The sequence below is a fragment of the Streptomyces sp. HUAS MS02 genome (assembly GCF_055702265.1).
The window spans coordinates 5784609-5804004 of the sequence record NZ_CM146747.1; the positions used below are offsets into that span (position 1 = coordinate 5784609).

At 70.5% G+C, this 19396-nt stretch carries 16 protein-coding genes and 3 pseudogenes; 12 read left to right on the top strand and 7 right to left on the bottom strand.

Annotation, left to right across the window (positions count from 1 at the left end; translation table 11 throughout):
• Positions 1-159: 159 nt before the first annotated feature.
• The 10 genes and pseudogenes from rsmA to ACZ9QC_RS25045 all read left to right on the top strand — a co-directional run bounded on the left by rsmA (position 160) and on the right by ACZ9QC_RS25045 (position 13997).
• The gene (gene rsmA, locus ACZ9QC_RS25000; RefSeq protein WP_472915169.1) at positions 160-1038 is read left to right on the top strand and encodes a 16S rRNA (adenine(1518)-N(6)/adenine(1519)-N(6))-dimethyltransferase RsmA; all 879 of its coding nucleotides are present in this window, start codon (positions 160-162) and stop codon (positions 1036-1038) included.
• A gap of 73 nt (positions 1039-1111) precedes the next feature.
• Complete coding sequence (locus ACZ9QC_RS25005) at positions 1112-2041, top strand: 4-(cytidine 5'-diphospho)-2-C-methyl-D-erythritol kinase (protein WP_472915170.1); 930 nt, start codon at positions 1112-1114, stop codon at positions 2039-2041.
• A 67-nt stretch (positions 2042-2108) separates the two neighbouring features.
• Positions 2109-3533, top strand: a complete 1425-nt coding sequence (locus ACZ9QC_RS25010; RefSeq protein ID WP_472915171.1) for an acyltransferase family protein — start codon at positions 2109-2111, stop codon at positions 3531-3533.
• A gap of 240 nt (positions 3534-3773) precedes the next feature.
• The gene (locus tag ACZ9QC_RS25015) at positions 3774-4553 is read left to right on the top strand and encodes an MHYT domain-containing protein (protein WP_472921797.1); all 780 of its coding nucleotides are present in this window, start codon (positions 3774-3776) and stop codon (positions 4551-4553) included.
• A gap of 111 nt (positions 4554-4664) precedes the next feature.
• Complete coding sequence (locus ACZ9QC_RS25020; protein ID WP_472915172.1) at positions 4665-6680, top strand: sensor histidine kinase; 2016 nt, start codon at positions 4665-4667, stop codon at positions 6678-6680.
• A gap of 385 nt (positions 6681-7065) precedes the next feature.
• A pseudogene (locus ACZ9QC_RS25025) lies at positions 7066-7482 on the top strand (ATP-binding cassette domain-containing protein); the annotation flags it as partial.
• A gap of 171 nt (positions 7483-7653) precedes the next feature.
• Positions 7654-8880, top strand: a complete 1227-nt coding sequence (locus ACZ9QC_RS25030) for an ABC-F family ATP-binding cassette domain-containing protein (protein ID WP_472921798.1) — start codon at positions 7654-7656, stop codon at positions 8878-8880.
• A 265-nt stretch (positions 8881-9145) separates the two neighbouring features.
• Positions 9146-10915 carry an outer membrane protein assembly factor BamB family protein gene (locus ACZ9QC_RS25035; RefSeq protein WP_472915173.1) on the top strand — a complete coding sequence of 590 codons (1770 nt, stop codon included), beginning with the start codon at positions 9146-9148 and terminating at the stop codon, positions 10913-10915.
• Positions 10916-10982: 67 nt separating this feature from the next.
• Positions 10983-13001, top strand: a complete 2019-nt coding sequence (locus ACZ9QC_RS25040) for an outer membrane protein assembly factor BamB family protein (RefSeq protein ID WP_472915174.1) — start codon at positions 10983-10985, stop codon at positions 12999-13001.
• 303 nt (positions 13002-13304) lie between these two features.
• Positions 13305-13997 (top strand): helix-turn-helix transcriptional regulator, encoded by a 693-nt coding sequence (locus ACZ9QC_RS25045; protein ID WP_472915175.1) that lies wholly within the window; start codon positions 13305-13307, stop codon positions 13995-13997.
• Positions 13998-14027: 30 nt separating this feature from the next.
• Here ACZ9QC_RS25045 and ACZ9QC_RS25050 read toward each other — a convergent pair whose 3' ends face one another.
• The 5 genes and pseudogenes from ACZ9QC_RS25050 to ACZ9QC_RS25070 form a co-directional block, all read right to left on the bottom strand.
• The gene (locus tag ACZ9QC_RS25050) at positions 14028-15206 is read right to left on the bottom strand and encodes a serine hydrolase domain-containing protein (RefSeq protein WP_472915176.1); all 1179 of its coding nucleotides are present in this window, start codon (positions 15204-15206) and stop codon (positions 14028-14030) included.
• Between the two features lie 71 nt (positions 15207-15277).
• Complete coding sequence (locus ACZ9QC_RS25055; protein WP_472915177.1) at positions 15278-15481, bottom strand: DUF397 domain-containing protein; 204 nt, start codon at positions 15479-15481, stop codon at positions 15278-15280.
• Between the two features lie 51 nt (positions 15482-15532).
• Positions 15533-15727, bottom strand: a complete 195-nt coding sequence (locus ACZ9QC_RS25060) for a DUF397 domain-containing protein (RefSeq protein WP_472915178.1) — start codon at positions 15725-15727, stop codon at positions 15533-15535.
• Between the two features lie 8 nt (positions 15728-15735).
• A pseudogene (locus ACZ9QC_RS25065) lies at positions 15736-16059 on the bottom strand (Scr1 family TA system antitoxin-like transcriptional regulator); the annotation flags it as partial.
• Positions 16060-16083: 24 nt separating this feature from the next.
• Positions 16084-16347 (bottom strand): annotated as a pseudogene (locus ACZ9QC_RS25070) (Scr1 family TA system antitoxin-like transcriptional regulator); the annotation flags it as partial.
• 613 nt (positions 16348-16960) lie between these two features.
• Between ACZ9QC_RS25070 and ACZ9QC_RS25075 the strand changes: the two are divergent.
• A complete protein-coding gene (locus ACZ9QC_RS25075; protein ID WP_472915179.1) occupies positions 16961-17656 on the top strand; it encodes a class I SAM-dependent DNA methyltransferase in 696 nt (231 codons plus the stop codon).
• On the opposite strand, the gene ACZ9QC_RS25080 is transcribed toward ACZ9QC_RS25075, so the two are convergent.
• Together ACZ9QC_RS25080 and ACZ9QC_RS25085 are read right to left on the bottom strand one after the other, a co-directional pair.
• Entirely contained in the window at positions 17637-17846 is a 210-nt protein-coding gene (locus ACZ9QC_RS25080; RefSeq protein ID WP_472915180.1) for a DUF397 domain-containing protein, read from the bottom strand. The two genes, ACZ9QC_RS25075 and ACZ9QC_RS25080, sit on opposite strands and share 20 nt — an antisense overlap.
• 8 nt (positions 17847-17854) lie before the next feature.
• The gene (locus ACZ9QC_RS25085; protein ID WP_472915181.1) at positions 17855-18706 is read right to left on the bottom strand and encodes a helix-turn-helix domain-containing protein; all 852 of its coding nucleotides are present in this window, start codon (positions 18704-18706) and stop codon (positions 17855-17857) included.
• Between the two features lie 223 nt (positions 18707-18929).
• On the opposite strand from ACZ9QC_RS25085, the gene ACZ9QC_RS25090 reads away from it, so the two are divergent.
• Positions 18930-19340, top strand: a complete 411-nt coding sequence (locus ACZ9QC_RS25090) for an ATP-binding protein (RefSeq protein WP_472915182.1) — start codon at positions 18930-18932, stop codon at positions 19338-19340.
• Positions 19341-19396 lie beyond the last annotated feature (56 nt).

The following is a 19396-nucleotide window of genomic DNA, read 5'->3' on the forward strand; positions in this document are numbered from 1 at the left end:
CGACCGCCGTTTTCCAGGCCCGCAAGGGCCTGGCCCTTGAGGGGCGCGGGGAACTGCGCGAGAAGCCCCACCGGAGCCGCAGTCGCCAACGCACCCGCAGCCCCCAGCTACCAGGCGCCCAAGAACCTGGCGGAGCCCCCCGCCCCGTACCCTGGTGCCGTGAGCAGCCCCTCCTCCGACGCCCTCCTCGGCCCCGCCGACGTCCGTGAACTCGCCGCCGCGCTCGGTGTGCGTCCGACCAAGCAGCGCGGCCAGAACTTCGTGATCGACGCGAACACGGTTCGCCGCATCGTGCGGACCGCGGACGTCCGCCCGGAGGACACCGTCGTCGAGGTGGGTCCGGGCCTCGGCTCGCTCACCCTCGCCCTGCTGGAGGTGGCGGACCGGGTCACGGCCGTCGAGATCGACGACGTCCTCGCCGCCGCGCTGCCCGCGACGATCGCCGCCCGTATGCCCACCCGCGCCGCCCGCTTCGCCCTCGTCCACTCCGACGCGATGGACGTGACGGAACTTCCCGGCCCCGCCCCCACCGCCCTCGTCGCGAACCTCCCCTACAACGTCGCCGTCCCCGTACTGCTGCACATGCTCGACACCTTCCCGACCATCGAACGCACCCTCGTGATGGTCCAGGCCGAGGTCGCCGACCGGCTGGCCGCCGGGCCGGGCTCGAAGGTGTACGGCGTGCCGTCGGTGAAGGCCAACTGGTACGCGGAGGTGAAGCGGGCCGGGGCGATCGGACGGAACGTCTTCTGGCCGGCGCCGAACGTGGACAGCGGGCTCGTCTCCCTGGTCCGCCGCACGGAGCCGATCAAGACCACCGCCGCCCGACGGGACGTGTTCGCGGTGGTCGACGCGGCCTTCGCCCAGCGGCGCAAGACCCTGCGGGCCGCCCTCGCGGGGTGGGCCGGTTCCGCGGCCGCCGCCGAGGCCGCCCTCGTCGCCGCCGGGGTCTCCCCGCAGGCCCGCGGCGAGTCCCTGACGGTCGAGGAGTTCGCCGCCATCGCGGAGAACCGCGTCACCGAGGGAACCGTCGCATGACGGACCACAGGGTTCAGCCGAAGCCTCACCCCGAGGTCCACCACCAGGCCCACCCCGAGGAGTGCCGTACCCCGTGAGCGTCACCGTTCGCGTTCCCGCCAAGGTCAACGTGCAGCTCGCGGTCGGCGGTGCCCGGCCCGACGGGTTCCACGACCTGGCCAACGTCTTCCTCGCCGTCGGGCTGTACGACGAGGTCACCGCCACCCCCGCCGACGAACTCACCATCACCTGCGAGGGCCCAGGCGCCGACCAGGTGCCCCTGGACCGGAGCAACCTCGCCGCCCGCGCCGCGCTCGCACTGGCGGAGCGGCACGGCATCGAGCCCGCCGTCCACCTCCACATCGCCAAGGACATCCCCGTCGCCGGCGGCATGGCCGGCGGCAGCGCGGACGCGGCCGGCGCGCTGCTGGCCTGCGACACGCTGTGGGGCACGAACGCCTCCCGTGCCGAACTGCTCGACATCTGCGCCGAGTTGGGCAGTGACGTGCCGTTCAGCCTGGTGGGCGGCGCGGCGCTCGGGACCGGGCGGGGCGAGCGGCTCCAGACCCTCGACGTGGGCGGGACCTTCCACTGGGTGTTCGCCGTCGCCGACGGCGGTCTCTCCACGCCCGCCGTCTACCGCGAGTTCGACCGGCTGCACGAGCACGACACCGTCCCCGAGCCCGTCGCCTCCCAGGTGCTGCTGCGCGCGCTCGCCAAGGGCGACGCCGACGCGCTCGCGGCCTTCCTGCCGGACTCCAACGGCCTCCAGCCCGCCGCCCTCTCCCTCTTCCCGCGGCTGGCCGACACCCTGTCCGAGGGCCGCGCGGCCGGCGCGCTCGCCGCGCTCGTCTCCGGCTCGGGCCCGACCACGGCCTTCCTCGCCCGGGACGCGGAGTCGGCCCGCGCCGTCGCCGACGGGCTCCTCGCGTCCGGTACGTGCAAGGCGGCGCGCGTCGCCGTCTCACCCGCGCCGGGAGCCACCGTGGTCCAGAGGGCCGGGGGTCGGGACGGACAACCGTAGGTACTCAGATGTGAGTTGAGTACGGGAGCGCTGCCGCCCACAGCGGCGCCCGCGCGACCGTACTCCCATGACCGCAACAGCCGACGCAACAGCAGGCGCGACAGCAGGCGCAAGGACCGCCGCGAGCGCGAGCGTGAGTGCGCGTGAACTCGCCGCCGCCACCCCGGCCGACAGGGACCGCTACGTCGACCTGCTCCGCGTCGCCTCCCTCGGCACGGTCGTGCTCGGGCACTGGTTGATGGCCGCGGTCACGAACGGCGCCGACGGCCAGGTGGAGGTGGGCAACCTCCTCGCCGTCGAGCCGAAGCTCCAAGTCCTCACCTGGGCCTTGCAGATCATGCCGGTGTTCTTCTTCGTCGGCGGCTTCTCGCACGCCCTCTCCTACCGTTCGCTCAGCCGCAGGTTCCCGGACGGGGGTTCGGTCTACCCCGCCTTCCTGCGCGCCCGCCTCCAACGGCTGCTCCGCCCCACCATGGTCTTCATAGGGGCGTGGGGCGCCGCTGCCGTTCTCCTCCATCTGGCGGGCGCCGGCGGCGGGTTGCTCGACGTGGCGCTGCGGCTGGTCGCGCAACCGCTGTGGTTCATCGGGATCTATCTCGCGATGGTCGCCTTCACCCCGCCGCTGCTGAAGCTGCACGAGCGGTTCGGCTGGGGCGCGTTCGGGGCGCTGGTCGCTGCCGCCGCGCTCGTGGACGTCCTGCGGTTCGCGCTCGACGTGCCCTTCGTCGAGTTCCTCAACTTCGCCTTCGTGTGGCTCGCGATCCATCAACTCGGCTTCCTGCGCGCCGACGGGCGGTTGACCCGGCCGTATCTGCTCGCCGGTGCCGGGCTCGCGGGGGCCGCGCTGCTGGTGGCGTACGGGCCGTATCCGCTGTCGATGGTCGGGATGCCGGGCGAGAAGGTGTCGAACATGGCGCCGCCGACCTTCGCGCTGCTGTGCCACGGGCTGTGGCTGGTCGGCGCGGTGGAGTGGGTGCGCCGGCCCGTCGCGCGGTGGCTGGAGCGGCCGAAGGTGTGGCGGACGGTCGTGGCGGCCAACGGCATCTCGATGACCGCGTTCCTATGGCATCTTTCGGCCATGCTCGGGGTGTACGGCGTGCTGTTGGCTCTGGACGTCGACCTGCCGACACCGGCGACGGGCGCCTGGTGGGCCCAACTGCCCCTGCGGATCGGGGCCGCGGCCGTCCTCACGGCGGTTCTCGTCGCCGCCTTCCGACGCTTCGAGCGGCCCGCGGCCCGACCCTCCGGACCGTCTCGGCCGAGCGGTTCCCGCAGGTCGGGGGCGTATTCGGGGCCCGCCGCGGCCCTCGGGGCGACCCTGTGTCTGTTCGGGGTGCTGGGGCTCTCCATGGTCGGATTCGGCGGGCTGTTCGAGGGGCGTACGGCCCTGTTGATCGCCGTCCAGGTCAGCGCTCCGGTGGCCGTGGCCATGACGCTCGCCGGATGGGCGCTGGTGGAACTCATTGGTTGTGGAACACGGTCAAGTGCCTGACCGGTGTGGCCCGGTGGAGGAAATGTGCAGGTCATGCAATGGTTTGTCATACCCTTCAGTTTGTTACCCACGCCACAGTACTTTAATTTTCACAGAAGTGCCCTTTGGTCCCCCTTCGGGTGATTTGCCGGTCATCTTCGAGTGGCATGATCTCGATCCCCGGTGCCCAGTTACCGGTGGTACTTCCCGCGCGCGTGGTGTCGTCCACGCGGCGGGCGAGAGGGGTTCCTCATGGAACACATGGACCACATCGACCACTTCAGTGCCGGATGGGTCACTCCCGTCCTCTCCTACGTCATGGCCTGCGTCGGCTCCGCGCTCGGACTGCGCTGCACCGTCAGGGCACTTGAGGCCGAGGGGGCCTCCAAGCGGAACTGGCTCACGCTGGCGTCGTTCGCGATCGGCTCGGGCATCTGGACGATGCACTTCGTCGCGATGATGGGCTTCGGCGTGCAGGGCACCCCGATCCGCTACGACGTCCCCATGACCGTCCTCAGCCTGGTCATGGCGATCGCCGTGGTCAGCGCCGGTGTCTTCACCGCCGGTTACGGCCGCTCCCGGGTCCGCGCGGTGGCCTTCGGCGGCCTCGGAACCGGCCTCGGCGTGGCCGCGATGCACTACACCGGCATGGCCGCGCTCAACCTGCACGGCGAGGTCGGCTACGACCCTTCACTGGTCATCGCCTCCGTGGTGATCGCGGTCGTCGCCGCGACCGCCGCGCTGGCGCTGACGCTGGTCGTGCGCGGCGGTGTCCTCGCCGCGATCGCCGCGCTCGTGATGGGGCTGGCGGTGAGCAGCATGCACTACACCGCGATGTACGCCGTGAGCATCGATCTGGCGCCCAGCACGGCACAGTTGTCGGGGGCGACGGCCACCGAGTTCCTGTTTCCGCTGGCCGTGCTGCTGGGGTCGTTCCTCTTCCTGACCTCGGCGTACGTGGCGTTGTCGCCGACGGGGAAGCGGGCGGAGTCCTCCTTCGCCGACGAGCTGTTGCGTGAGGTCGAGCTCTCCACGGCGTGAGTCTTCCGCTCGACCTTCAGTGAGTACCTGCGCGCCCGTGGGGGCTGGTCGCGCAGTTTTCCGCGCGCCTGACGGGGCGCTTGATCCTCCCCTCCCCTTGCGAGGTCCCCAATGAAAATCTTCCACGCGGCCACCCGGCTGCTGCGCCCCAGATCCGTGCGGGCGAAGATCGTCGCCTTGTTGATGCTGCCCATCGTGTCGCTGATGGCGTTGTGGAGCTACGCCGCCGTGACGACCGTCGCCGCCATCGGTGACACCGAGCGGGCCAAGGACGTCAACAGCGAACTGCTGGCGCCGGTCGCCGCGTTCGTGACCGCGGTGCAGAACGAGCGGACGGCCGCGATGCGGTACGCCGCCCACCCCACCGAGACGGGTCTCGACGACCTGAGGGCCGACCAGCAGGCCACCGACAAGACCGTGACGGCGCTCCGCGCGGGCCTCAGCACCTCCAGTTCGGACGCCGCCCTCATCGACCCGGCGCTGCCCGACCGACTGGAGACCCTCGAAGGCGACTTCAGCGACCTCGCCGCCCTGCGCGCGGGCGCCACCGGGTCCGACGCGAAGGACACCAGGACCACGGTGTCGACGGCGTACACCGACTACTCCGCCGTCATCGACCACGCCTTCGCCGTGACCGGCGCGCTCACCAGCGAGCAGGGCACCGACGCGACCTCCGAGGCGCGGGTCGTCCTCGAACTCTCCCGGGTCCGCGACGCCGTGGCCCGCGAGCAGGCGCTGCTGACCGCCGCCACCGCGTCCGGGACGCTGGGCAAGGAGCAGTACGCGCGGTTCGTCGGCGCCGTCGCCACCCAGCGCGAACTGCTGAGGCCGGCCGTCGCCGACCTCAAGGCCGAGCACCGGCCCGCCTACGACGTGCTCCTCGACAGCGACAGCTACGCCACCCTCGTCAAGGTCGAGGACGGGGTGACCGACGCCGGGCCGGGACCGGTGTCGACGGCCGTGCTCAAGGACTGGGACGCCTCCTCGACGGCCGTGCTGAAGGGCCTGGCGGCGGCCGAGGAGGACGCGGGAACGGGCGCGGCGGCCAAGGCGGACGTCTTCGGCTGGGACAACCTCGGCGCGTCCGGCGTCGCCGTCGTCCTCGGTCTCGCCGGTGTGCTCCTGTCGCTGCTGGTCTCCGTGGGCGTCGGCCGCGGCCTCATCGTCGAACTCCTCGACCTGCGCAACTCCGCCCTGGAGGTCGCCGGGCGCCGGCTGCCGCAGGCGATGCGCAAGCTGCACGCCGGGCAGGGCGTCGACATCGACGCCGAGGCCCCGATGCGCCGCCTCGCCGGTGACGAACTCGCCCAGGTGGGCACCGCGCTCACCGCCGTGCAGCGGGCCGCGCTCAAGGCGGCCTCCGAGCGTGCCGAACTCCTCAGCGGCATCTCCGGGGTGTACGTCAGTCTCGCCCGCCGCAGCCAGGTGCTGCTCCACCGGCAGCTCGACCTGCTCGGCGTCATGGAGCAGCGCCAGCAGGAACAGCAGAACCACGCCGAGCTGTACGACCTGTACCGCGTCGACTACCTCGCCACCCGGATGCGGCGCCACTCCGAGTCGCTGCTCATCCTGTCGGGGATCGCGCCCGGCCGGGGCTGGCGCGATCCGATCGCGCTGACGGACGTCCTGCGGGCCGCCGTGGCCGAGATCGAGGACGCGACCCGGGTCGAGGTGTGGGCCGTACCGAAGGTGTCGCTGAACGGCGGTTCCGTCGCCGACGTCATCCATCTGCTCGCCGAGCTCGTCGAGAACGCCGCCGCGTTCTCCCCGCCCTCCACCAAGGTCCAGCTGCGCGCGGCCCGGCTGCGGGACGGCATCCTCATCGAGGTCGAGGACAGCGGCTTCGGCATGAACGAGGAGGCGATGGCCGAGGCCAACCGCAAGCTCCGGTCGGAGCGGGTCGACCTCCTCGACGCCAAGCAGATCGGCCTGTTCGTGGTGAACCGGCTCGCCGACCGCCAGGGTCTGCGCGTCGAATTGCGGCAGTCGACCAACGCAGGCGTCGCCGCGGCCGTCTTCATCCCCGAGAACCTGATCCGCGACGACATGCCCGTGCACCGGGAGCCGGCCGGCCGCGGCCGTTCCACGGACCAGGGAACGGCGCTGATCCAGCAGCGGCGGAGGTAGGCCGCACAGGACCGCCGTGCGCCCCGGGTGGTGGTTTCCCCGGGGCGCACGGCCTTTTCTCGTGGGGGGAATCGCTGTGCGGCCGCTGCCGATCCGTGGAGCCTGGAAGGTCAGCTTCCACCTTTACGGTGATGGCTGTGACGCGTCCACGTCAATTAGGGGAATCCCTCGGCCCGGGCGGGGGACCGCGGGTGCGTCGTCGGGTGCGGGTCCGGTGGGGCTTCTCGCGCAGTTCCCCGCGGCCCCTGAAAGCTCCAGGCCCTGCGGGCCCACCGGACCCGCACACGACCACCACCGCGCTCCCCGTCCGCCAGGCGCCGCCCGTCACACCCGTGCGCCCCGCCGACTACCCTGGAGGGTCGATCGTCCCCGTGGCAGGAGAGTAATGGCCGTCAACCTGGTCAATGTCGAGAACGTCAGCAAGGTGTACGGCACCCGCGCCCTGCTCGACGGGGTCTCGCTCGGCGTCTCCGAAGGGGACCGGATCGGCGTCGTGGGGCGCAACGGGGACGGCAAGACCACCCTGATCCGGATGCTCGCCAAGCTGGAGGAGGCCGACACCGGGCGGGTCACCCACTCCGGCGGCATCCACGTCGGCGTGCTCACCCAGCACGACTCCCTCGACCCCACCGCCACCGTCCGGCACGAGGTCATCCGAGACCTGGCCGACCACGAGTGGGCGGGCAACGCCAAGATCAGGGACGTACTGACGGGGCTCTTCGGCGGGCTCGACCTCCCCGGCTTCCCGCAGGGGCTCGACACCGTCATCGGCCCGCTCTCCGGCGGTGAGCGGCGGCGCATCGCGCTCGCCAAGCTGCTCATCGAGGAACAGGACCTGATCGTCCTCGACGAGCCCACCAACCACCTGGACGTCGAAGGCATCTCCTGGCTCGCGAACCACCTGCGCGAGCGGCGCTCCGCCCTCGTCTGCGTCACCCACGACCGGTGGTTCCTCGACCAGGTCTGCACCCGGATGTGGGACGTGCAGAAGGGCTCGGTCTTCGAGTACGAGGGCGGCTACTCCGACTACGTCTTCGCCCGCGCCGAGCGGGAGCGGATCGCCGCCACCGAGGAGACCAAGCGGCAGAACCTGGTCCGCAAGGAGCTGGCCTGGCTGCGGCGCGGCGCCCCGGCCCGTACGTCCAAGCCCCGCTTCCGGGTCGAGGCGGCCAACGAGCTGATCGCGGACGTACCGCCGCCGCGCGACACCAGCGAGCTGATGAAGTTCGCGTCGTCCCGGCTGGGCAAGACCGTGTTCGACCTGGAGAACGTCACGGTGCAGGCCGGTCCGAAGGTGCTGCTGAAGCATCTGACCTGGCAGCTCGGGCCGGGCGACCGGGTCGGCCTCGTCGGTGTCAACGGCGCCGGCAAGACCTCCCTGCTGCGGGCCATGGCGGACGCCGCGCGCAGCGAGGGGGAGAAGCAGCCGGCCGCCGGGCGGGTCGTCACCGGCAGGACCGTCAAGCTGGCGTACCTGTCCCAGGAGGTCGCCGAACTCGACCCGACCTGGCGGGTGCTCCAGGCCGTGCAGCAGGTCCGCGACCGCGTCGACCTCGGCAAGGGGCGCGAGATGACGGCGGGGCAGCTCTGCGAGACCTTCGGCTTCAACAAGGAGAAGCAGTGGACGCCGGTGGGCGACCTCAGCGGTGGTGAGCGGCGGCGGCTGCAGCTGCTGCGGCTGCTGATGGACGAGCCCAACGTCCTCTTCCTCGACGAGCCGACCAACGACCTCGACATCGAGACGCTCACACAGCTGGAGGACCTGCTCGACGGGTGGCCCGGCTCGATGATCGTGATCTCCCACGACCGGTTCTTCATCGAGCGGACGACGGACAAGGTGTTCGCGCTGCTCGGCGACGCGACGCTGCGGATGCTGCCGCGCGGCATCGACGAGTACCTCGAGCGGCGCCACAAGATGGAGGAGGCCGCGGCGGCGTCCGCCGGGGTCGCCGCGAAGCCCGCCGCCGAGGCCGCGTCGCAGAAGAGCGCCGCCGACGCCCGCGCCGCGAAGAAGGAACTCCAGAAGATCGAGCGGCAGTTGGACAAGGTCTCCGAGAAGGAGGCGAAGTTGCATGCGCGGATTGCCGAGAACGCGACGGACTTCTCGAAAGTGGGGGAGCTGGACGCCGAGTTGAGGGCGCTGCTCGCCGAGAAGGAGGAGCTGGAGATGCGGTGGCTCGAACTGGCTGATGACGCCTAGTCGACGCCTGGTCGGCCGATCCGGTCGGCCACCCGCCGTTGGGGCTGGTGTTCGACGCCAAGACCCCGCGCACGTCCCGTGAAGGGGGCGTGAAGGAGCGTAACGGGGGCATCACGGGCCGGTTCTCCCTTGGGAACAGGGGAGCGACCGGCCCCATGTGCGAGCACGTCACAGTGATAGAAAGAGCCGTCTGAGAACAGTCTGAGAAGCGATACCACGCGGTCACACGGGTGGCTCGAAAGCAGCGAACAGGGGGAGAGCGCTGATGGTTCAGCCGCCCGATCAGCCGCCGCAGGGCGGTTACGGAGTACCGCAGAATCCACCACCGCCGTCGCATCCGCAACAACCACAACAGCCGTACGGCTACCCGCAGACGCCCCCGCCGCAGGGCCCGCCCGCACCGGGCCCCGGCTACGGCTACCCGCCCCAGCAGCCGCCCGCGCAGCCCGGCCCGTACACCCAGCCCGGCCCGTACGCGCAGCCCGGCCCGTACAACCCGGCCTCGCAGGCCGGTTACGGCTACCCGCAGTCGCAGTACGCGGGCGCGCCCACGCCCCCGCCGGTCGGTGGCGGCGGTGGCTCGAAGAACCCCTTCAAGGGCCGGCCCGCGATGGTCGTCGGTGCCGCCGTGGCCGCACTGCTCGTGGTCGGCGGCGCCGTGTTCGCCGCGACGAGTCTCGGGGACGACGGCGAGAAGAAGCCGGTCGCCAAGGAGAGCACGGGCCCGTCCGAGGACGGCAAGCCCTCCGACGCGCCCTCCGCGCCCGTCAACCAGGGCGACGGCAGCGGCGACGGCGGCGAGGACCTCGACATCTCCGACCTCAACGCGGACCGCGAGGACGGCGAGGCGAAGGTGCTCTGGTACAAGAGCGCGCCCGACGCCCCCGGTTCCGGCGCGAGCGCCCCCGGCCTGTGGGTCACCGACAAGGTCGCGGTGAAGCCCGCGTACAAGCAGCTGTTCGCCTACAACGTGGGCGACGGCGACCCGGCCTGGGACCCGATCGAGTTCCCCGGCAAGATCTGCGCGGTCACTCCGCGACCGACCTCGGACGACCAAGCCGTGGTCGCGTACCAGAAGAGCACCGCGAAGAACGCCGACTGCGACCAGCTCCAGCAGATCGACCTGAACACCGGCGAGAAGGGCTGGTCGGCCCAGCTGGAGAAGGGCGACCTGTTCGACAGCGCCCACAGCGTCTCCCTGGCCGTCGCCGGTGACACCCTCGTGGTGGGCCGCTCGCAGTCCGGGACGGCGTACGACATCGGCACGGGCAAGAAGCTGTTCGACAAGAAGACCTACGGCCAGTCCTGCTACCCGTCCGGGTTCGCGGGCGGCACGCGGCTGGTCGTCGTCTCCTCCTGCGCGGTGACCACGGACAAGGAGCACGACGAGGTCCAGGAACTCGACCCGCGCACCGGCAAGGCCAAGTGGACGCGGAAGATCCCCAAGGGCTGGAAGGTCGAGAACGCCTACTCCGTGGACCCGCTCGTCCTCTACCTCACCAACGAGGAAGAGAACACCTGGAACATCTCCACCTTCAAGGCCGACGGATCGACCCGTTCGCAGGTCGACTCCGACGCCTCGTTCGCCCCCGACTGCGACGGCGGGATCCTCAGCGGGGACCTGGCCGGCTGCACCGGTGTCGCGAGCGACGCGAACACGCTCTACCTGCCGACCGAGGAGAAGGACGGCACCAACGAGATCGTCGCGCTGAACCTGGCCACCGGCAAGGAGAAGTGGCGCGTCAAGTCGCCCTCCGCCGACGCGGCGATGGAGCCGCTGCGGACCGAGGCCGGGAAGCTGATCGTGTACGTCGAGCCGTCGGACGCGGGCGGCCGGATCGTGTCGTTCCCGACCACGGGCGGCAAGCCCGCGGCCACGACGCTGCTGCAGATGCCGGCGAGCGCCGCGGCGATCGAGGGCTCCTTCTACTCGAAGGCCGTCGACTACGTGGACGGGCGCTTCTACATCTCCTCGACCCTGCTGAGTGGTGCCGACGAAGCGAAGGAGAAGTTGATGCTGGCCTACGGCAAGTGACAGCCCCGCTCGTCCTCCACCCGACCACCGAGATCCGCTCCGAGATCCGCTCCGAGGTATCCACGTCATGACGCAGCCGCCGCCCCCGCCGAACCAGCCGCCGGGCCCGCCCCCGAACCAGCCGCCGGGCCCGCCCCCGAACCAGCCGCCGGGCCAGTCCTTGTCCAAGGACCAGCCGCCGGCCCAACCGCAGGCCCAGCAGCCGCCGGCGCAGCCCCCGGCCCAGCAGCCCCCGGCCCCGGGTCAGCAGCCTCCGCAGAGCGCACCGCCGCAGGGCGGTTTCGGCGCGCCCACCCCGCCGCCGGCCGGCGGCTTCGGCGCCCCGACACCCCCGCCGCAGGGCCCGCCCGCGCCGGCCCCGGGCTACGGCTACCCGCAGACGCCCCCGCCGCAGCAGCCCGGCTACGGCTACCCGGGTCAGCCCGGTCAGCCCGGTCAGCCGGGCGCCTACGGCCACCCGCAGCCCGGCCCGTACGGCCAGCCCGCGCCCGGCCCCTACGGGCAGCAGCCGTACGGCTACCAGCCGCAGACCATGCCGATGCAGCCGCAGGTCGGGCACGCCCCGGGCGCTCCCGGCGGCCCCGGCGGCAAGAAGAAGGTGAACTCCGCGGTGATCATCATCACCGCGGCGGTCGCGGCCATCGCGCTCATCGTCGGCGGCGGCGTCTACATCGCCACCTCCAAGGGCGACGACGACAACGGCAAGAAGGACACCGCCAGTTCGGAGGGCACCTCCGGCGGCAAGGACGACACCAAGGGCGACGACGACGGCGGTTCCTCCTCGTCCGGCGGTTCGTCGTCCGGTGGCGTCGAGATCCCGACCACGGCACAGGAGAAGGCACCGTCCAGCCCCAGCGCGAAGATCCTCTTCCAGGTGCCGGCGCACGAGGTCAAGGAAAAGCTCCAGATCGACAGCGTCAAGGGCTCTTGGCTGACGAAGACCACGTACGCCAAGTCCGCGCTCAACAAGATCGTCGGCTACGAACCGGACAGCGGCAAGACCAAGTGGACGCTGGACCTGGCCGGTCAGACCTGCGCGGGCTCCCGTGAGATCACCACCGAGGGCATCGCCGTCGTGGTGACCGAGTCGGCCAAGCGCAAGAACAACGACGACCGCCAGCCCTGCACCGAGATCACCGCGTTCAACGTCGAGACCGGCAAGGAGGTGTGGACCAAGAGCGCCGACCTCAGCGGCAGCAAGGTGCCGTTCGGCGAGGTCACCATCTCCGGTACGACGGTCGCCGCGGCCGGCGGCTACTCCGGCGGCGCCGCGTTCGACGTCAACTCCGGCAAGGTGCTGTGGTCGCCGAAGGCCGGCGAGTGCACCGACGAGGGCTACGCGGGCGGCGCCCAGCTGATCGCGGTCCGCAAGTGCGGCGACTACGGCAGCGAGACCTTCGAGATCCAGCTCCTCGACCCGAAGTCGGGCAGCGTCAAGTGGACGTACAAGGTGCCCTCCGGCATCCAGCGCGCCAAGATCATCTCCACCAACCCGGTCGTCTTCGGCGTGGTGACCGGCAGCGACGTCCCGCTGACCGGCACGACCGACATCTTCTCCCTGGACGACAAGGGCAAGCTGCGCGCCAAGATCTCCATCCCGGACGAGAAGTACGACTACGAGTGCCCGGTCCGTGGTGTCTGGGCCTGCAAGGGCATCTACGTCGGCAACGACAAGGTGTACATGCCGACCAAGAGCCACGACGGCACCGGCGCCTACAGCTCCACCAACGAGATCGTCTCCTTCTCGCTGGCGACCGGGAAGTCCACCGGCGACCGTGTGGACGCGGGCGACGACCACGAGCTGTTCCCGATCCGGATGGACGGGCCGAACATCATCGCCTACAAGGACGGCCCCTACGACAAGGGCGCCCAGATCGTCTCCATCGACGGCAAGACGCTGAAGCAGACCAAGCTCCTGGAGACCCCGGCCTCCGAGTCGGTGCTCCGCGCGATCAGCGCCATGACGCCGACGATGAGCGAGATGCTCTACACCGACGGACGCTGGTTCATCGGCTCTGAACTCGTCAGCAAGCCGTACTCGGACGACGAGAAGGAGTACACGGCGCTCGGCTTCGGGGCGAAGTAACCCCACGCGCCCCCTCGGCCTCGTTCCACGGCCCCGCCCCAGCTCAGGGGCGGGGCCGTGCACGTATCCGTCATCACGCTCGAATAGGAGGGAATTTCGGTAATCCGGGGCACTTCTCTCCCATAGGGGGAGCGCAACGTCGAACAAGCGTGTAGCTTCCGGGGGCATGAGGAGCGGGCGTCGGCGGGTGAGTCGACGGGAAGTCGGGGGGCTTCTGTCCGCGAGGTCCGGTGGGCGGCCATAGTGGGCAACCATCTGGGGGACTGTGGGGGACTGTGGGGGACTGGGGGGTGGGGTGGCTCGATGGGAGTGCGGCTCATGGTGGTCGACGACCACCGACTGCTGGCCGAGGCGCTGGCCTCGGCCTTGAAGCTGCGGGGACACCGGGTGCTCGCGGCGGCGGCGCCCGCGGCGGGCGCGGCGGAACTGGTGATCACCAGGGCACCGGAGGTGTGCCTGCTCGGCACGGCGACACCCGCCGAGCCGGGGATATTCGACCCGGTGGTGAAGATCAAGAGGGAACGCCCGCAGGTGGCGGTACTGGTCCTCGGCCCGGTACCCAACCCGCGCGGCATCGCGGCGGCGTTCGCCGCGGGAGCGTCCGGCTACGTCCGCCACGACGAACGCATCGAGGGCGTCGAGCGGGCCATCATGAAGGCCAGGGCGGGTGAGGCGGCGGTGGCGCCGCAGCTGCTGCAGAGCGCGTTCGGTGAGCTGCTGAACCCCGCCGCCCAGCCGGACGACGAGGGGCAGCGGCTGCTCCAGATGCTGACCCCGCGGGAGGTCGAGGTCCTGGTCCGCGTCGCGGACGGCGAGGACACCCGCCTGATCGCGGCGGGCATGGGCATCGCCCCGTCGACGGCCCGCACCCACGTGCAACGGGTCCTGATGAAGCTGGGCGTGGGCTCCCGCCTGGAGGCGGCGGCACTGGCGGCCCGAACGGGGTTGCTGGACCGGGCGGGGCCGGTGCGGCAGGGGCCGGGGGTGGAGGGGTAGAGGTCCGCTACGTCGTGGCCCGGTGTCTGGCTACTTCCTGTCCTGTCGACACAGGGCGTGGTCGATGAGGTCGGTGATGCCCTGGATCTGCCGCGCGGCGGTCTCCTCGTCGCCCGGCCGGCTGTGGACGGCGACGGTGACGGAGGTACGGCCGTCGGCCGTCGTCCCGGGCCAGGTCAAGGAGCCGAAGTTGCTGCCGCTGTGGCCCCAGTAGCCGCCGCCGCACGTCAACGGTGTCCACGCCAGCCCGAGTCCGTAGCGCGACCCCGGCACCTCGCCGGGCGCGTCCGGCACGGCGACGGTACGACGCATCTCGGCGAGCTGGGCGGGGGCGAGGAGCCTGCCGCCGAGCAGGGCGGAGAAGAACCGGTTGGTGTCGGCGGCCGTACTGATGATCGAGCCGTCGGCGTCCCCGTCGAAGGGGAGGTAGGCGAGGGTGGTGTCGGTCCACGGGGCGTCGTCCCCCGGCTCGAACTGCTGGTAGTTACGGGCGTGGGGGCGGGGCAGCGTCGGATCGTCGCCCGGCGCGTAGGTGCGCGTGAGCCGCAACGGCCGCAGGATCCGCTCGCGCACCTCCTCCTCCCACCTCCTCCCGGTGACCGCCTCGATCACCATCCCGGCGAGGATGTAGTTGGTGTTGGAGTACTCCCAGCGGGCGCCCGGCTCGAACACGGGAGGGTGCGTCATGGCGAACGCGACGCGCTGCGCCGAGGTGTACGTCGTCGACCGGTGCTTCAGATAACCGGCGGCGCTCAGTTCGGGCACGACGTCGCCGATGTAGTCGGGCAGCCCGCTGGTGTGCTGCAGCAGCTGCCGCACGCTGATCCGGTCGCCGTCGTTCCCGTTCCCCTTCACCACCCCCGGCAGCCACCGCTCCACCCGGTCCTCCAGCGACAGCCGCCCCTCCCCGACCAGCTGGAGGAGGACGGTCGCGACGTACGCCTTGGTGGTGCTGCCGATACGGATGTACCCGGCGGGGGGTACGGGTGCGCCGGTACGAAGATCCCCGACCCCACTACGGGCGCCCCGCGACCCCCGGGCCCCGTCCAGCCGCACGGCGACCCCGGTCACCCCACTGTCCCGCAGGGCGTCGGCGTCGCGTTGGAGGGGGTCCGCTGCGGCTTGCGCGCGGGCCGGGACGAGGGTGCCGACAAGGGCGAGAGCGAGGGCGACGAGGGTGGTCGGGGCGGTGCGGGGGGAGGTGGTCATGGGGCCACGCTAGAAACGGGCGACCCCGACCTGCCATCCAGAGAACCCCCGCGTGTCGCCGGGGGCTTACCTCAGCTTGTCGTACGAAACCCGCCGGTCTTTATGTGGTGGAGGAGCCCGGCGAGGGGGGTGGGGGTGGTGCGGAGGTGGGTGGCGGGGGTGTCGGATTCGCGCAGACCGAGCAAGTGTGTCGATATGGTCGCCAGTTCGATACAGGTGTTGCCTTCGCCGCCCCCGGAGAACGTGGACTTCTGCCAGGCGCCTGGGGATGTCATAAGTTGCCTCCCGTGTCCGACGTCCGAAGAGGCTCAGTGATCACGGCGATGCTAGGTGAACCTGCCGGTGGCTATCGCGCGGAGGAGTTGGGCAAGGGGTGTGGTCGTGGTGGTGACGACGGACGTGGGGACATCGGACTCACGTAGACCGATCACGTGGGCCGGGAGGGCGCAGACTTCGACACAGTCGTTGCCGTCGCCAAAGCCTGAGAACGAGGATTTCTGCCAGATCTCGGGGGTCGTCATGGGCTGCCTCACAGTTCCTTCACCAGCCTGTGGATGAAGTTGCGGGAACGCTCGGGGTCCAGTGCCACAGCTTCTACTTTACGGAAAAGCGTTCGAAGCGCACCGAGTTGGGCCTCGGCATCGATGAAGGCTGTGCCGTGGGGCGCGTCACGCAAGGCCGTGTCCAGCTTTGCGACCGGCCCGCCCACGTATGTCATGCCACTCGTGGCCCCGGCGTAGCCGTCCAGGTCGAACGGGATGACACGTACGGTGATGTGCTCAGCTTCGGAGGACTCCAGGACGCGGGTGAGCTGAGCGCGTGAAGCGGCCCGGTCCCCGACCCGGATGAGCAACGGGCGGGCACTGACGCTTGCCTTTCAGGGCAGAGCCTCGATGGCCTTCAGGATCAGGGCCCGCGCTTCGGCCCCGTACACGGCCATGCTCCGCAGTTGCTCGAACGCCTTCACGTACTGGTCGATCTCACTGGGCTGCATCACGTTGATCTGCGCCGAGACCAACTCCACCGCCACCAGCGAGTCGTCGTAGATGTGGAACGTCTCCTCGGGCCACCGTGTCCGGTCGGTCGTGACCATCGGGATGATGCCGAGGGACACTGCGAGCAGCGCGCCGGCCGGGAGCAGTCGAGGGTGTCGGACCTGAACGTGGAGATGCGGGCCCACCACGTGCCGCGCCGGAAGGGGGTTGGTGACCGTGGCCCCCGATCAGGACCTCGACGTGGGTGACGCATTCGCCCATCGCGCCTGGCACGAGGACCACAGCCGCAGTGCCCGCCTCGTACGCCTCCCTGACAACCAGGGCTCAGGCTCAGGCTCCGGCACCGGCGAACTGTCCGCCTGCGCCTCCTGCCGCCACGCGTACGACCGCGCCCCGCTCGCCGGTCAACCGCTGCGACAGGTGCGGAGAAGACGCCGGAGTGCGAGCACGGCATGCACCGGTACTGCTCAGGCCCGGAGGTCGTACGGCGTGAGGGAGCGCCCGTTTGGGAGGCGCCGCTGATGACGCTGAGCTGCGGATGCCGGTGTCATGGCAGAAGCCCCTGGTCGGGCCGAGCACTCCAGGCATGATTCGGCCGTATCGGGCCCGTCCGAGCGCATAGCGCGTCACCGCATCCGATATATCCACCGTGTTGTGCCCCCTGACACCGCACCGGACCCTGACCTGTCTGACCGCGATGCGGGTCGCGTCGCTCCGGGCGCTGCTGCCGATGTCAGTGGCACCCGCTACCTTCCCGGCATGGCCGAACTGGACTCCCTCTCCGCCACCCGCGACGCCTACGACGCCGTCGCGGCGCGCTACGCACAGCACTTCGCCGACACTCTGCGCGACCGGCCGCTGGAGCGTGCGCTGCTCGCCGCGTTCGCCGAGTCGGTGAGCGGTGATGGTGAGGGCGAGGTCGCGGATCTAGGCTGCGGACCCGGGCATATCACGGCTCATCTAGGGCGGTTGGGACTGCGTGCCTTCGGTGTCGATGCGTCGCCCGCCATGATCGGGCTGGCACGGGAGGCCCACCCGGGGCTGCGTTTCGAGGTGGGCTCGATGGCAGCGCTCGACATCGCGGACGGCGCCCTGGGCGGGGTGCTCTCGCGATCCTCGATCATCCACATCCCACCGCAGGACCTCCCGACCGTGGTCGCGGAGTTCGCCCGGGTACTGGCTCCTGGTGGCCACCTGCTGATCAGTTGCTTCGCCACCGACGACTCCGCGATCCCCACGCAGTCCTTCGACCACTCGGTGGTGACGGCCTATCGCTGGTCGCCCGACCGCCTGACGAGGCTGCTGCGCGATGTGGGCGTAAGCGAGACCGCCCGTGTGCTGTGCGAGCCGAAGCCCTCCGACAAGCGGCAGTTCCACGAGCTGCACTTGCTGGCGACCAAGAACTGGTTGTCCTACGAGAAGAACCCCTTGGTGATCACGGGCGGCGCGGGGTGAACCTGCCGGTGGTTATCGCGCGGAGGAGTTCGGCGACGGGCGCAGGGGAGCTGGTGAGGACGGCGGTCGGCGCTTCGGATTCGCGGAGGTGGAGAGCCGGAGGGCCGGCGGCTGCCGCGAGTTCGATGCACGCGTTGCCCTCCGCGCCGCCGGAGAAGCTGGACTTCTGCCAGTTGAGAGCCTGAGCCATAAGGCGCCTCACAGTTCCTTCGACAAGCGGTGGATGAAGTCCCGGGACGCCAGGGGTGTCAGCGTCGCCTCCTCCACTTTACGGAAAAGCGTTCGAAGCGCTCCCAGTTGGAGTTCGGCATCGATGAACGCCGTGCCTGTGGCGGCTTCCCGGAGGCCTGTGTCGAGTTGGGGCACCGGACCTCCCATGTACATCATCGAGGCACCGGCCCCGCCGAAGCCGTCCTGATCGACCGGGATGACGCGCACGGAGACGTGACCCTGCTCGGTCCGGTCGAGGATCTGCCGCAGCTGAGCGCGGGAGACCTGTCGGTCGGCCACGCGGATGCGCAGGGCGAATTCGTGGACGATCGCCTCGTACGGGGTTGGGGAGTCCCCCTCGATAACAGTGCGTCGCCGCATGCGATGTTCCACTCGGGGTGTCAGCTCACTGTCTGGCAGTTCCGGTCGCATGTAGCCGAACACTGCTCGCGCGTAGTCGGGGGTCTGGAGGAGCCCCGGAACATAGGTGATGACGACCTCGCGCAGGAATGCCGAGTGGTGCTCCGTCTCGGCCAAGTCCAGGTTGACCGGGGGCAGTACGCCTCGGTACTCCTCCCACCAACCTCGGGTCCGATCGGTCGCCATCGCCACCAGGGCCTCGATCAACCCGTCGTCTGTGCAGGCGTAATGAGCGGCGAGGCGACGCACCCGAGCGGCGCTCACGCCTGCGACCCCGGACTCGATCTGGCTCATCTGGACCGAATCGGCCCCCAGGAGCGCCGCGGCCTCGCGGGCCTTCATGCCAGTTGCTTCGCGCAGTCTGCGCAGCTCCGTGCCGAGCCGCACTCTGCGGGCCGTGAGATGCCTCTTTGGCGGCAACCGTGCCTCCTGCCTCAACTGCCCTGCGCGCGTCGCTCTTTCGGGGTCAGAATACGGCAGCCGCTTGCAGCATCCTAAATTTAGGAAATACCGTCAGTTGCGCGCCGCTCACTCTGCGGTATCGCCGGGCCCCGGAAGCGCACCACTCCGTCATGCCGCGACGGCTGAGGCATTGCCACCGCCCGCCCGATCAACTCCCCACCCCAACGAACGGAGTTCACCCATGCCCGAAACGGCAGCGGAACCCTGGGAGTACGTCCTCCACATCCCCCACGACCCCCGAGCTGTCACCGTCTCCCGCCGCACCCTCCGGCTGATCCTCGCCGCGCACGGCCTGGCCGCCCTGCTCGACCCCGCCGAACTCCTCGCCACGGAACTGATCGCCAACGCCGTACTCCACACGAAGGGCCCGGCGGCCCTGCGCGTCCGCTGGTCCGGCAACACCCTGTGGATCGGAGCCTGGGACGCCGACCCCGAACCCCCGGAACCCCCATGCCGCTTGGCCGCGCCCGACATCGAGACCGGCCGGGGCCTCGCTCTCGTGCGCGCGTGCACGGACATCTGGGGCTGGCAGCCGTCGTCCCGGTTCGGCCACCCAGGCAAATACGTGTGGTGCGAACTGATGGCCGCGTAGCTCGTTGAGCATCCCGACAGAAAGGAGATCCGATGGTCAGCTCGCCCCACGAGGCG

Coding starts and splice junctions, on each gene's coding strand:
- ACZ9QC_RS25090 (WP_472915182.1), top strand. CDS start 18,930: ATGCCCGAAACGGCAGCGGAACCCTGGGAGTACGTCCTCCACATCCCC.
- ACZ9QC_RS25055 (WP_472915177.1), bottom strand. CDS start 15,481: ATGACATCCCCAGGCGCCTGGCAGAAGTCCACGTTCTCCGGGGGCGGC.
- ACZ9QC_RS25040 (WP_472915174.1), top strand. CDS start 10,983: ATGACGCAGCCGCCGCCCCCGCCGAACCAGCCGCCGGGCCCGCCCCCG.
- ACZ9QC_RS25030 (WP_472921798.1), top strand. CDS start 7,654: ATGTGGGACGTGCAGAAGGGCTCGGTCTTCGAGTACGAGGGCGGCTAC.
- ACZ9QC_RS25015 (WP_472921797.1), top strand. CDS start 3,774: ATGGACCACATCGACCACTTCAGTGCCGGATGGGTCACTCCCGTCCTC.
- ACZ9QC_RS25050 (WP_472915176.1), bottom strand. CDS start 15,206: ATGACCACCTCCCCCCGCACCGCCCCGACCACCCTCGTCGCCCTCGCT.
- ACZ9QC_RS25010 (WP_472915171.1), top strand. CDS start 2,109: ATGACCGCAACAGCCGACGCAACAGCAGGCGCGACAGCAGGCGCAAGG.
- ACZ9QC_RS25035 (WP_472915173.1), top strand. CDS start 9,146: ATGGTTCAGCCGCCCGATCAGCCGCCGCAGGGCGGTTACGGAGTACCG.
- ACZ9QC_RS25060 (WP_472915178.1), bottom strand. CDS start 15,727: ATGACGACCCCCGAGATCTGGCAGAAATCCTCGTTCTCAGGCTTTGGC.
- ACZ9QC_RS25080 (WP_472915180.1), bottom strand. CDS start 17,846: ATGGCTCAGGCTCTCAACTGGCAGAAGTCCAGCTTCTCCGGCGGCGCG.
- ACZ9QC_RS25045 (WP_472915175.1), top strand. CDS start 13,305: ATGGGAGTGCGGCTCATGGTGGTCGACGACCACCGACTGCTGGCCGAG.
- ACZ9QC_RS25020 (WP_472915172.1), top strand. CDS start 4,665: ATGAAAATCTTCCACGCGGCCACCCGGCTGCTGCGCCCCAGATCCGTG.
- ACZ9QC_RS25075 (WP_472915179.1), top strand. CDS start 16,961: ATGGCCGAACTGGACTCCCTCTCCGCCACCCGCGACGCCTACGACGCC.